General features: G+C 63.1%; 11 protein-coding genes. 1 reads left to right on the top strand and 10 read right to left on the bottom strand.

The features are described 5' to 3' along the window. Positions 1-9 precede the first annotated feature (9 nt). Entirely contained in the window at positions 10-897 is an 888-nt protein-coding gene (locus HKD24_RS00400) for a ferredoxin--NADP reductase (protein WP_062456300.1), read from the bottom strand. Between the two features lie 135 nt (positions 898-1,032). Between HKD24_RS00400 and HKD24_RS00395 the strand changes: the two genes are divergently transcribed. Next, positions 1,033-3,531, top strand: a complete 2,499-nt coding sequence (locus HKD24_RS00395; RefSeq protein ID WP_194258705.1) for a helicase-related protein — start codon at positions 1,033-1,035, stop codon at positions 3,529-3,531. 36 nt (positions 3,532-3,567) lie between these two features. Here the strand turns inward: HKD24_RS00395 and HKD24_RS00390 are convergent, their stop codons facing one another. The 9 genes from HKD24_RS00390 to argS form a co-directional block, all read right to left on the bottom strand. Beyond that, positions 3,568-4,170: a helix-turn-helix domain-containing protein gene (locus HKD24_RS00390; protein WP_228124066.1), complete on the bottom strand. Its 603-nt coding sequence runs from the start codon at positions 4,168-4,170 to the stop codon at positions 3,568-3,570. A gap of 240 nt (positions 4,171-4,410) precedes the next feature. Further along, positions 4,411-5,151: an META domain-containing protein gene (locus HKD24_RS00385; RefSeq protein ID WP_194258520.1), complete on the bottom strand. Its 741-nt coding sequence runs from the start codon at positions 5,149-5,151 to the stop codon at positions 4,411-4,413. 12 nt (positions 5,152-5,163) lie between these two features. Beyond that, positions 5,164-6,426, bottom strand: coding sequence for a serine--tRNA ligase (serS, locus tag HKD24_RS00380; RefSeq protein WP_194258519.1), 1,263 nt, complete (start codon positions 6,424-6,426; stop codon positions 5,164-5,166). A 27-nt stretch (positions 6,427-6,453) separates the two neighbouring features. Further along, positions 6,454-7,239 (bottom strand): twin-arginine translocase subunit TatC, encoded by a 786-nt coding sequence (gene tatC / locus HKD24_RS00375; protein WP_194258518.1) that lies wholly within the window; start codon positions 7,237-7,239, stop codon positions 6,454-6,456. Continuing rightward, entirely contained in the window at positions 7,236-7,838 is a 603-nt protein-coding gene (locus tag HKD24_RS00370) for a twin-arginine translocase subunit TatB (protein ID WP_153430638.1), read from the bottom strand. Before HKD24_RS00370 ends, tatC begins: the two co-directional genes overlap by 4 nt. 9 nt (positions 7,839-7,847) lie before the next feature. Continuing rightward, positions 7,848-8,438 (bottom strand): SMC-Scp complex subunit ScpB, encoded by a 591-nt coding sequence (scpB, locus tag HKD24_RS00365; protein WP_194258517.1) that lies wholly within the window; start codon positions 8,436-8,438, stop codon positions 7,848-7,850. Next, positions 8,435-9,199 carry a segregation and condensation protein A gene (locus tag HKD24_RS00360; protein ID WP_194258516.1) on the bottom strand — a complete coding sequence of 255 codons (765 nt, stop codon included), beginning with the start codon at positions 9,197-9,199 and terminating at the stop codon, positions 8,435-8,437. The genes scpB and HKD24_RS00360 overlap by 4 nt, the downstream gene beginning before the upstream one ends. Positions 9,200-9,209: 10 nt before the next feature. Beyond that, a complete protein-coding gene (locus HKD24_RS00355; RefSeq protein ID WP_194258515.1) occupies positions 9,210-10,331 on the bottom strand; it encodes an SPOR domain-containing protein in 1,122 nt (373 codons plus the stop codon). Further along, positions 10,328-12,136 (bottom strand): arginine--tRNA ligase, encoded by a 1,809-nt coding sequence (argS, locus tag HKD24_RS00350; RefSeq protein WP_194258514.1) that lies wholly within the window; start codon positions 12,134-12,136, stop codon positions 10,328-10,330. The genes HKD24_RS00355 and argS overlap by 4 nt, the downstream gene beginning before the upstream one ends. Between the last annotated feature and the right edge of the window lie 9 nt (positions 12,137-12,145).

The raw sequence follows: 12,145 nt of genomic DNA, 5'->3' as shown, positions 1-12,145 counted from the left end.
TTTGAGACCTCAGCGCTCGGCAAAGGCCTTTTCAACGACATACGAACCCTGATGGCTCATATTGCCTTCCACGAAACCCATACGCTCGAGAAGGGCTTCGGTGTCGGCCAGCATTTCCGGCGAACCGCAGATCATGACGCGGTCATGCTCGGGATCGAGCTTGTCGATGCCCAGATCCTCGAAAATCTTGCCCGTCTCGATCAGCTTGGTAATGCGATCGGTCACGGCATAGTCTTCGCGGGTCACAGCCGGGTAGTAGCGCAGCTTGTCCTTGACGAACTCGCCTAGGAACTCGTGCTCCGGCAGTTCGTGGCGGATGTGGTTCTCATAGGCCAGTTCGCCCGAGATACGGACGGTGTGGCTGAGGATCACGTTCTCATAGCGCTCATAGGCCTCGGGATCCTTGATGAGGCTCATGAACGGCGCCAGCCCCGTACCCGTGGACAGGAAATACAGGTTGCGGCCCGGCTTGAGATTGTCGAGCAACAGCGTGCCAACCGGCTTGCGGCCGATCAGGACCGTATCGCCCACCTTCACATGGCGCAGACGCGAGGTCAGCGGACCATCGGGAACCGCGATGGAGAGGAACTCCATGTGGTCTTCATAGTTGGCGGAGGCGATCGAATAGGCGCGCAGAAGCGGCTTGCCTTCGACCTCGATGCCGATCATCGCGAACTGGCCGTTCTCGAAACGCAGGCCGGGATCACGCGTCGTGGTGAAGCTGAACAGGCGGTCCGTCCAGTGATGGACCGTCAGCACCTTCGCCGGATACAGATGGGCGTATTCCTTGCTCGGTTCAGCAAGGCGGTACTGCTTCGGATGGCCTTCGAACGGCACCAGGCCGGTCAGGGGCTCGTCGATGGTCGGAGTCGGGGCGGCAAAAGTCGGGGTGGACATGTCTGGTTCTGTCTCCGGTTCGGAACGGATAACAGGTCACGGACCTGATAATGGTCGGGTCTTTTAGCCCAATCGTTGCCGCTCGGGAAACCCATGCGCGTTGAAGCGCATGCCGGAATGACGCACAAGACTCTTATGACAGACGACTCCATGCCGGACGCCACTCTTTCCGACTCTTTTTCCCCGGCCGAACGCGCCCTTCAGCGGGCTGAGGCCGAATTCGGGACCCCGCTCGACATCACGCCGCGCGAGCGCCCTGCCCTGCTGCGGCAGGTTGCGCGCAGACTTGAAGGGCCGGAGGCGACCCTTTCCCATGACGGACTGATCGAGGCTCTGTGCGTCGTACGCCGCAAGACCTGGGCCTCCCAGCTCATGAATGTGTGCCGCAGGGCCGGCGAGGTCTGGGTCGGCAAGCCGGATACGCAGGAAGCCGCGGCCCGCATCCATGATCCGCGTGCCGACATGCCAGCCCTGCGCCGGACGCTCGACGATGTCCTGATGGCGCGCTGGCAGGAAATGGGCGACTCCCCGCGTGCTGTGCTGGAAGATGTCCGCGCCGATCTCGCCGATACCGGTGTGATCCTGTCGAGCGGCCAGCTTGAAAAACTCTCCCAGAGCATCGCAGCCGCTTTCGGCAGCGTCGATCTCGGCTTCGAGGACGATCTGCGGATTGCTGAAGAACGCCGTGCCCGCGAACAGGCCGATATCCAGGCCCGTGCGGAAGAACGCAGGGCGCGTGAGCTTGAGCGTCTGCGTCAGTGGGAAGAAGGGCTGGTCAGCTTCGACGAACTGCCGAATGTCCTGCACTGCTCGCGCCGCGAGGCCCTGCGCTGGATCGCCGAAAACCGGATTCCCATTGCCCGCCGCGAAACACGGCCGGACGGGATCGAACTGTTCTTCTTCGATCCTGCAGAACTCAAGCGGCTCCGGACTTTCCTGCCGCAATGGCGCAGCGGAACCAAGGACCGGCCGGAAGTTCTGGATCTGGGCAACAAGGCTGGCAATGCCGCGATTGCCCGCGTGGCCGCGCTGGACCGGTTCGCCGGGCATTTCCGCACGGCGCGTGCCCTGAAACGCCGCATCACCTTGGTGACGGGGCCGACGAACTCCGGCAAATCCTATACCGCGCTCAATGCGCTGGCGAATGCCGAGAGCGGCCTCGCGCTCGCACCGTTGCGCCTTCTGGCCCACGAATTCCGCGAGTCCCTGCTCTCACGCGGCGTTCCGGCATCGCTGTCTACGGGTGAAGAGCGGATCGAAATGCCGGGGGCACGCCATCTGGCGGCGACGGTCGAGATGTGCCCGTTCCATAACCCGGTGGACGTTGCGATTATCGACGAAGCGCAGATGCTGGCAGATCCGGACCGCGGTGCCGCCTGGACGGCAGCGATCATGGGTGTCCCGGCCCGGCATGTTTTCATCCTCGGCGCGCCGGACTGTATCCCGCTGGTCAAGCGTATTGCCGAGCTTTGCGACGACCCGGTGGACGAAATCCATCTCGAACGCAAAAGCCCGCTCAAGGCGGGTGAGACGCTGCATCTGGATGAACTCAAACCCAGCGATGCCGTCATCGCCTTCTCCCGCCGTGAAGTGCTGGATCTGCGGGCCGAGCTTATGGCGCGCGGGCGTCGTGTTGCCGTGGTTTACGGAGCCCTGAGCCCGGAAGTCCGCCGTGCCGAAGCCGCCCGCTTCAACAGTGGGGAGGCCGATATTCTCATTGCGACGGACGCCATCGGCATGGGACTGAACCTCTCCATCCGCCGTGTCGTGTTCAGTGCGCTGCGTAAGTTCGACGGCCGCCAGACGCGCGATCTGGTCTCGCAGGAGGTCAAGCAGATCGGCGGTCGCGCCGGGCGTTACGGCAAACATGAAAGCGGGCTGGTCTGCGTGCTTGCCGGCGCCGGCAGCCCTACCTTTGTCCGGAAAATGCTAAGCGCCCCGCCCGAAGAGATCAAGGAACTGCGCCCCCTCGTGCAGCCGGATTCGGACATTGTCCGAGCTGTGGCCGAAGAGATCGACAGCGACAGTCTCTATGGTGTCCTGACCCGTATCAAACACGCCGTTCTACGGGCGGATGATCCGAATTACCGTCTGGCCGACATGGAGCAGGCGCTGGAAATTGCGGCGGCTCTCGAAGGCGTGGAAAACCTCGATCTTTCGACACGCTGGACCTACGCCATGTGCCCGATTGACGAGCGGGACAATGGCATCCAGCGGCTGGTCCAGTGGGCGGCCGATCATGCGGCTGGACGGTCGGTACCGCCGCCGGGTACGGGGCGTCTGCCGCATCCGGAACAGGCAGGGCGCGAAGAGCTGGAGCGTGCCGAGAAGCGGCACAAGCGGCTGGTGGCCTGGCGGTGGCTGGCGCTGCGGTTCCCGGACGCCTATCCGGCGCGTCAGGATGCGGAAATCAACACGTCCATTCTCAATGACTGGATTGAACAGGTCCTGCGGACGCAGAGCCGGATGCGCGAGAGCCAGAAGCAGCAGCGCATCGGCGGCCGTTCCGGTCGCGGCGGGCCGGACAGATCGGCAGGCAGACCATCCTTTTCGGGGCCAAAAAAACCCGGAGGCAAGACCTACCCTGCAAAAGGTGGAAAGCGTCCGGGGAGCAATCGTCGGCGTCCGTCCTGACGGAGTTCCGGGCCTGATAAAAGACAGGCCCGGATTTCAGGCGCTTTTGGGCTGATCGGGTGTTTTTGCTTCGTCAGCCTTGTGACGGACACGCCGTTCGATCCACTTCTGGGCCTGAAGCTTGATGAGCGGATCGAGCTGTCTGTAGAGTATGAGCATCGTGTTTTCGTCAGGCGTGAGCGTTTCCTGAATAGCCTTGTAGGCCATCCCGGTCAGCAGGACTTCGGGCTCGACACCCAGCACCTGCGCGAGACTTCCCAGATGCTTGCCGACATGGCCCGAGCGACCCGTTTCCCAGAAGGCCACGGCGGAGCGCGAAATGCCGACCTTCTCGGCCAGCTGCTGCTGGCTCAGCCCTGCCATTTCCCGAAGAAGCCGGATACGGCGTCCGAGTTCAAGCCCGGGGGAAAGTTGCGCGGGGGGAATGGCATTTCTGGTCAATCTGGCCTCCGTCTCTCTGATCCATGCCATGAACGCCACTTCGGAAACATGCGTCGGCGCAAGTGACTGGCCCTCTCTTCTGAAACCAACCCTGCCTGCCCCCAGGGTGATGATTTCCCTTACTTCACCGGAATCCTCTCCCGCGACTGGCGGGGAAGTCCATTTTTGTCCCAGCCCGAGCCGGATCGTCGTTTTCATCAGTAAGCCTCCGGCCTGCTAACAGTGGCGCGCCACGCCATGCAACAAAACTCTCTGCCGGTCAGAGTTCTCCCATCTGGGGCGGGAGAGGTCCTGTCTGATCACTCTATTCAAACGATAGCGATAGCAGGATCATTTTAGTCCTGTTTGCCATTTCAGGGAAAGAGGCATGATACCCCCCGCCCCTTTGAAAAAAGACGTGCAAAACTAAAAGTTTTTTAGAAATTGGCTCTGATGTGACTACTGAGCGTCCTGGGGCACGAGTACCATCGTGCCGGATGATGCACCTGCGTGCAGCACGAGATGGTTTTCGCCGTCACGGGACCATGATGTCACGGTTGGCAGGAACGCACCAATCTGCCGTTCCTGCGTCATGAGGGCCGGCAGGCACGCCTTGCGGGTCATGGCAAATGGCAGGAAACGGAGCGTCTGCCCTTCCAGCCTGAAATGTCCCATCAGGCGGTTGCAGCCATCCGTCCCGTAAACGGTACCGTCCTGTTGCAGCGTCAGACCCGGCGCATCCGCCGTGCTGTCAAAACGCAAATCGCCCACGCTCTGGATCCGCCATGCGCCATAAGGTGCACTGACGGGGGTACCTGCGACATGTCGGAGCAGGAGCTGGGGATGATCAAGAGGCATGCCGCCATCCGGGGTCGCAAAGATCCGGCGACCCTCGACCGTAATTTCTGCATTCAGCACGTAATGGCCGCCCGGCGGCAGTACCGGATAGGTCAGCGTATAGGGAATCGGAACGCCACGATGAATGTCTTCGCGCTGCTCGGCCATGACCAGCGGGGCTCCATGCGTCGCACCCGTATCTTCGATCCAGACACTAAGGACAGCACCCGGAGGCAGGGCCATGCGCTCACGGTACATGGCCTGACCGTGCAGTGTCTGCATGCTGTCCGCCTCGGCGGGGCATGAAGCGAGAACGGAGCCTGCGGCTAGCAGGGCCAGGGCGAAACGGCGGATCGTGATCATGCCTTGCATTCCTCAGCCGATGCGGTTCAGCCCGCCCATGTAAGGACGCAGAACCTCGGGGATATCGATGCTGCCGTCTTCGTTCTGATATGTTTCCATAACAGCGATCATCGTCCGACCGACAGCGAGACCGGAACCGTTGAGTGTGTTGACGAAGGCCGGTCCATTCTCGGCACGATAGCGCGCATTCATGCGGCGTGCCTGAAAATCGCGCGTATTCGAGCACGAAGAAATTTCGCGCCAGGCCTTCTGCCCCGGAAGCCAGGCTTCCAGATCGAACGTCTTGGCTGCACCAAAGCCCGTATCGCCCGCACAAAGCAGCATCCTGCGGAAGGTGATGCCCAGACGCTCCAGAACCGTCTCGGCAGCCTGCGTCATGCGCTCGTGCTCGGCATCGCTGTCTTCGGGGTTTACGACGGAGACCAGTTCGCACTTCGTGAACTGATGCTGACGCAGCATCCCGCGCACGTCGCGTCCGGCCGAGCCGGCTTCGGAACGGAAACACTGGGACAGCGCGGTCATGCGGATCGGCAGGGCATCGGCAGGCAGAATATCGCCCATGACGGAGGCCGTCAGCGGGACTTCGGCGGTCGGGATCAGCCAGCGACCATCTTCGGTGCGGAACGAATCCTCGGCGAATTTGGGCAGCTTGTCCGTGCCGTACATCGCGTCGTCATTGACCAGAAGCGGCACGCTGGTTTCGCTGTAGCCGAACTCGGTCGTGTGGGTGTCGAGCATGAACTGGCCGAGCGCACGTTCCAGACGGGCGAGTGCGCCGCGCAGGACGACGAAGCGCGTGCCGGACAGCTTGGCGGCGGTCGGGAAATCCATCAGCCCCAGAGCTTCGCCGAGTTCGAAATGCTGCTTTGCCTCGAAAGCGAATTCACGCTTCTCGCCACAGACATGGACGACGACGTTTTCGTCCTCGCTCTTTCCATCCGGCACGGAGGCATCGAGACGGTTCGGCAGGGATTTCAGCACATCGTCGATGCGGGTCTGGATCGTGTTGGCACGCTCTTCCAGACCGGCGATCTGATCGCGCAGGGCTACGGCCTTTGCCTCGATCTCGGCGGTATCGAGCTTCTGGCGTTTGAGCAGGCCGATTTCCTTGGCCAGTGCCTTACGGGCACCCTGTGCTTCCTGAAGCGCGGCCAGTGCCGCGCGGCGTTCTTCATCGTCCCTGACAAGCTGCTGTCCCACGGGTGACAGGCCCCGACGTGCGAGAGCAGCGTCAAAAGCGGCCGGGTCGGCGCGCAGGGCTTTCAGGTCATGCATGGTTCAGGGCTCCGGCAGGTCTGGTCATCAGTCTTCATCAGCGGCCATGGGTTTCGGTTCGACGAACCGGGCCGTGAGGATGGATACCTCGTACAGGGCGACGAGGGGAATGGCGAGGCTCAGCATCGTAATCGCATCGGGAGGAGCGATCACGGCGGCCACGGCGAAGGACGCAACGACAGCATAACGGCGGAAACGCTTGAGCTGGGCCACGCTCAGCAGGCCGACACGTACCAGCAGGGTCAGCACGACGGGCAGCTCAAAACAGACTCCGAACGCCAGGATCATTTTTGTGACCAGCGTTAGATATTCCGAGACCTTGGCCTGCAATTCGATCTGCATGCCGCCATTGGTGCTCTGCGGTGTCTGGAACGACAGGAAGAACTGCCACGCGTAAGGGAACACCACGTAATAGGCGAGTGCCGCGCCGATCAGAAACATGATGGGCGTTGCGATCAGGAACGGCGCGAAGGCACGTTTCTCGCTGCGATACAGGCCCGGCGCGATGAAGATCCAGGCCTGGATGGCGATCATGGGAAACGAAAGGCAGGTCGCACCGAAAACGCCCACGCGGATATAGGTGAAGAAGGCCTCATACAGCGCGGTATAAATCAGGTGCGGCTGCTCCCCGTTCTTGCGCATGATGTTGCCGAGCGGGGCCGCCAGAAACCGGTAGATCTCGCCCGAATAATGGTAGCAGATGGCAAACGCGATCACGAAGGTCACGATGGACCAGATCAGCCGCTTGCGCAGCTCCACGAGGTGCTCGAGGAGCGGCATCGGCGTGTCGTTGATGCTGTCGGTATCGGTCATTCGCCGTCCTTTCCGCTCGCAATGGGAACGCGCCGACCGGCATGGATGGCACGGACAGGCGGCAGGATGTCAGGCGCCCGCCAGCGGGAACGCTCGTGCAGAAGCCGTCTTGCCGTGCTAGGGGGCAGAATGGAAGGAGCATCCACGACATCGTCGTTGGGCTCGGGTTCCGGTTCGACAGGCAGATCCACGGCCGGTTCGAACTGCGGACGGGCATTGTAGGGCACCGTTTCCAGATCAGTCAGGGGCGGCGGGGGAAGCGGTGGTGCCGGCGGAACTTTCGGAAGATCGGCAGCAGACGCTTTTGCGGGCGTATCGAGTTCCAGACTGCGGCGGATGGAATTGTCGCCGTCGATGGCCTTCGTGACACGGTCGCGCAGGTTGAAATTCTTCAGGTCCCGGAACTGGTCGCGCGCTTCGGAGAGATCGGCTTCACGGACCATCTCGTCCACATGGGACTGGAATTCAGCCGCCATGCGCCGCATCGCCTTCAGCCCGTTCGACAGGGTGCGGATGGCAACCGGCAGGTCCTTCGGGCGGATGAAGACCATCGCCACCATCACGAACAGCGCGATTTCCGAGAAGCTGAAGTCAAACATGCGTCATTCCTAGCCTGTCTGCTCCATTCCGCCTACGGCAGATGCACCGTCTTCTGCTTCCGTAGGGGCACGATCCAGCAGGAAATCCTCCCTGCGCGGCAACCCTCCGAGATCCGGCAGGCCGAAACTTTCCAGAAAATTCGCTGTGGTGCCCCACAATACGGGACGACCGGGAACTTCCTTGCGGCCTTTAGGGGCGATCAGGTTGTCTTCCAGAAGGGCATCGAGAATGGCCTGTCCGAGCGAGACACCACGGATCGCCTCGATTTCCGCACGGGTGCAGGGCTGGTGATAGGCGATGATGGCCAGTGTTTCCATCGCACCGCGGCTGAGACGGCGGGGCTTTTCCACGACTTTCGTCAGGGCGGAGGCAAATTCCGGACGGGTGCGGAACTGCCAGCCGCCTGCGACCAGCACCATTTCCACGGCATGATCGGCGTAGCGCGTCTGCACGGCTGCAAGCGCCTCTTCGACGGGCACGGGAATGGATTGTGCAGTTAGAAGCTCGGCAATGGCCGCAGGCTTTACGGGCTCAGGGCTGGCGAAAACGAGTGCCTCCACGAGAAGGCAGGCCCGGTCGAGCATTACAGGATCCGTCATGAGGGCGTGGCCGCCCGCCATTCGATTTCCCCGAATGCCTCGGGCTGACGCAGTTCAAGCGCACCGCCCTTGGCCAGTTCCAGCCCCGCCAGAAGCGTGCCTGCGAGAGCGGCATTGCGCCCGTAAGGCCCCTCCTCGCCGTCCAGTTCATCCGGGTCGGGCAGAAGAGAGGTCAGGGTCTGCCAGCCGACAACATGGTTTGTCCCGAGCAGGCGCTTGAGGCGGGACAGCGCATCCTGCACGCTCCAGTAACGGCGGGCGCGTGGCGCATAGACACGCCTGCGTCCGGTCCTGCGTCGGGCTGAAAGATAGGCCGTGATCAGCGCGGGCATGTCCACGCGCAGACCGGAGCGGTCAATTTCGGTATGGTCTTCCCCCTGTCCCCGCCGGAACACGTCCAGCCCCAGACGGGGCTGTTCAGCCAGCCATTGAGCGGCCGCACGCATCCGTTCGAGTTCGATCAGACGTTCCTGAAGCAGCTCGATCGCGTCTTCGGCGTCCGGATCTTCGTTTTCGGCTGGCAGGAGCAGCTTGGATTTCAGCCAGGCGAGCCAGGCCGCCATGACCAGCCAGTCTGCCGCCAGCTCCAACCGCAGGCTCCGCGCTTCCGCACGGGCCTTTTCCACCACGGCCAGATACTGCTCCACCAGTTGCAGAATGGAGATTTTCGCCAGATCCACCTTCTGCTTGCGGGCCAGATCGAGGAGCAGGTCCAGCGGCCCCTCGAACCCGTCAAGCGTCAGATGAAGTGTCTCGCTCAAACGCCAGCTCTCAGAACTGGGCCGGCGTACAGGCGACGGATTGCGCGTGCAGCTTCACGCAATAGGCCCGTGCGGATTTAAGATCCGCAAAGCCACCGATCCGCAGACGCACGAAGGTATGGTCCCCACGCGTGGTTTTTTCGAACAGCGGCGTATGGCCTGCGAACAGGGCCGGAGCCTGATGGCGCAGGCTGTCCCATTCCTTGCGGGCAGCGGCTTCACTGTCGAGCGCGCCGAGCTGGACTTCATGCGAACCACCCGATGCTTCGGCCTTCTCCGCAGCCGGAGTGGCGGCTTTCGGAGGTCCGACATTCTCAGGCTCCGGAACCGGCGCGGGCAGCGGCTTCTCGGCCGGTCGCGCGGCATGATGAACAGGCGCTTCTTCCTTTTTCGGCGCTTCCTTGGGCGGTGCAGCCTTCGGGGCCTCGGCAGGGGCGGCGGCCTGATCCTGCGGCTTTTCCGGAACCGTGGCAGGCAGCGCGGTGCCCGGAGACATCTGTCCCGTATCGGCAGGCGCGGCGGCTTCCGGCGGGATGGCAGGCGTCTGGGTCGCCGGCGCGTTATCCGGTGCTGCACCATCTGCCTTGGGGACATCGGTCTTCGGTGTTTCCGACGCGGGCGTTCCCGGCGGGACGCCGTACTGGCGGGCCAGTGCCTTCGTATCCGGCTGCTCCGGACCCGGAGCAAGATGTGCCTCGCCGTTGCCGGTCATATCGGTATCGCCGTCATCGCCGCCCATGATCTGCATCCCGCCCGGATCAGCCGGACGGTCCTTCACGGGTCCCGGCGGCGGACCAATGATGGGAATGCCGCCCTGATGGCTGCCCATGAGCGACCAACCGCCGACAGCCAGTAGCAGCACAACGCCGATACCAACCGCACCACCAACCAGCTTGCGCGTGGCGGGATCATTGCCCAGCACGGACGTCAGACGCCCTGCCCCGGACGCACCGCCAGCGGCTGCCGGGCGGCGACGCGGCGGGGGTTCATCGTCATAATCATTGCTCAGGCGCTCGCGGTCGAAACGCGCCTGCGGACGCGCTCCCGGAGCCGGACCCGCTGGCTGTTTCGGGCTACGGGCGTAATCGCCCGGATCGGGGCGGTTGCGGTCCTGATCGTTTTCCGGGGTCATCGCATTTCCTCTACCGGCACGACGCCGAGAATGGTGAGGGCACAGCGCAGCGTTCCAGCAATAGCCGAAACCAGCGCCAGCTTGGCGAGGCTGGTGGCGCGGTCGTTCTCATGCAGGAAGCGCAGGGTGGTATCTTCACGGCCCCGGTTCCACAGGGCATGGAAGTCGGAGGCCAGATCAATGCAATAGGTCGCGATCCGGTGCGGCTCACGAGCCGTAGCGGCGGCTTCGACACTGCGCGGGAACGCGGCCAGACGGCGCAGGACGGCCAGTTCCACATCTGAAGACAGGTTGGACAGATCGGCGCTGCACAGGGCTTCCGGTGTTACATCATCCGCGCCAAACATCGTCTCGGCGGACCGCAGGACCGAGCGGCAGCGGGCATGGGCGTATTGGACGTAGAATACGGGATTATCGCGCGTCTGGGCGACCACAGCGTCCAGATCGAACTCCATCTGCGCATCGGCCTTGCGGGTCAGCATCGTAAAGCGCACGGCGTCACGGCCCACTTCGTCCAGCAGGTCGCGCAGGGTGACGAACGTGCCGGCGCGCTTGGACATGCGAACGGGCTCACCGTTCTTCACGACGCGGACGATCTGGCACATCACGACTTCAAAGCCAGTCTTGCCATCCGTCAGGGCGGAAATGGCAGCGCGCATGCGGGAGACGTACCCGCCGTGATCGGCACCGAGGACGTCGATCAGAACATCGGCGTTTTCGGCCTTCTGGGCGTGGTAGCCGATGTCGTTCGCGAAATAGGTGTTGGTGCCGTCGGACTTGCGGAGCGCGCGGTCCTGATCGTCGCCGAACTCGGTGGAGCGGAAGAGCGTCTGCGGGCGGGCTTCCCAGTCTTCCGGCATCTTGCCCTTGGGCGGCTCGAGCACGCCCTCATAGAGCAGGCCCTTGCTGTCGAGCTTTGCGATCGCGGCATCCACGCGACCGCTGGCCAGCGTTTCGGCTTCGCTGGCGAAGACTTCGTGCGAGATGCCCAGCGCTTCCAGATCTTCGCGGATGGCGGCCATCATCTGCGTCAGGGCTTCACGACGCACCGTCTCGAACCAGACGGACGGATCGGCCGGGCCACCTTCGGCATTGGCGAGTGTGCGGCCGTGCTTGTCAGCGATGCTCTGAGCGACAGGGATCAGGTACTCGCCCTGATATTGCAGGCCGTTCGGCGTCAGCGGGCTGAAATCGTCAGCGGAAATCTCCGGGCCGATAACCTGAAGATAGCGCCAGTATGTGGCCCAGGTCAGGGCGACAACCTGTGTTCCGGCATCATTGATGTAATATTCGCGCGTGACGGTGTTGCCAGCCGCTTCGAGCAGGTTGGCCAGCGCATCACCGACGACCGCACCGCGGCAATGCCCGACATGCATCGGGCCGGTCGGATTGGCGGAGACGTATTCCACGTTCACGCGCGTCCCCTGCCCCATCGTGGAGCGACCGTAGCGGTCGCCAGCCTTGAGGATCGAGACGGCCACGCCCTGCAGGACTTCAGGCTTGAGCGTCAGGTTCACGAAGCCCGGGCCTGCGGCTTCAGCCTTGGCGACTTCCGGCAGGGCGGAGAGCTTCTCGACCAGTTCGGCGGCGATTTCGGCGGGTTTGCGACGCGCGGGCTTGGCGGCAAGCATGGCGGCGTTCGTCGCCATGTCACCGTGGAACGGGTCACGCGTGGGGGTCAGATCGACGCGCTGCACCACCTCTTCCGGCAGGCCGGGGACGACCGATCGCAGAGCGTCGCACACCTGAACCCGGGTGCGGGCAAAGAGACAGTCAGTCGTAAGGGTCGTGGTGTCAGCGGCCATTTCAGCTCG

Source organism: Gluconobacter vitians, from assembly GCF_015244565.1.
Taxonomy (GTDB): domain Bacteria; phylum Pseudomonadota; class Alphaproteobacteria; order Acetobacterales; family Acetobacteraceae; genus Gluconobacter; species Gluconobacter vitians.
This window is presented reverse-complemented; position numbering and strand designations above follow the sequence as displayed.

What these genes read in the sequence shown, in the direction of transcription:
- HKD24_RS00400 (WP_062456300.1), bottom strand. Translation starts at nt 897, where the DNA reads ATGTCCACCCCGACTTTTGCCGCCCCGACTCCGACCATCGACGAGCCC.
- HKD24_RS00395 (WP_194258705.1), top strand. Translation starts at nt 1,033, where the DNA reads ATGACAGACGACTCCATGCCGGACGCCACTCTTTCCGACTCTTTTTCC.
- HKD24_RS00390 (WP_228124066.1), bottom strand. Translation starts at nt 4,170, where the DNA reads ATGAAAACGACGATCCGGCTCGGGCTGGGACAAAAATGGACTTCCCCG.
- HKD24_RS00385 (WP_194258520.1), bottom strand. Translation starts at nt 5,151, where the DNA reads ATGATCACGATCCGCCGTTTCGCCCTGGCCCTGCTAGCCGCAGGCTCC.
- serS (WP_194258519.1), bottom strand. Translation starts at nt 6,426, where the DNA reads ATGCATGACCTGAAAGCCCTGCGCGCCGACCCGGCCGCTTTTGACGCT.
- tatC (WP_194258518.1), bottom strand. Translation starts at nt 7,239, where the DNA reads ATGACCGATACCGACAGCATCAACGACACGCCGATGCCGCTCCTCGAG.
- HKD24_RS00370 (WP_153430638.1), bottom strand. Translation starts at nt 7,838, where the DNA reads ATGTTTGACTTCAGCTTCTCGGAAATCGCGCTGTTCGTGATGGTGGCG.
- scpB (WP_194258517.1), bottom strand. Translation starts at nt 8,438, where the DNA reads ATGACGGATCCTGTAATGCTCGACCGGGCCTGCCTTCTCGTGGAGGCA.
- HKD24_RS00355 (WP_194258515.1), bottom strand. Translation starts at nt 10,331, where the DNA reads ATGACCCCGGAAAACGATCAGGACCGCAACCGCCCCGATCCGGGCGAT.
- argS (WP_194258514.1), bottom strand. Translation starts at nt 12,136, where the DNA reads ATGGCCGCTGACACCACGACCCTTACGACTGACTGTCTCTTTGCCCGC.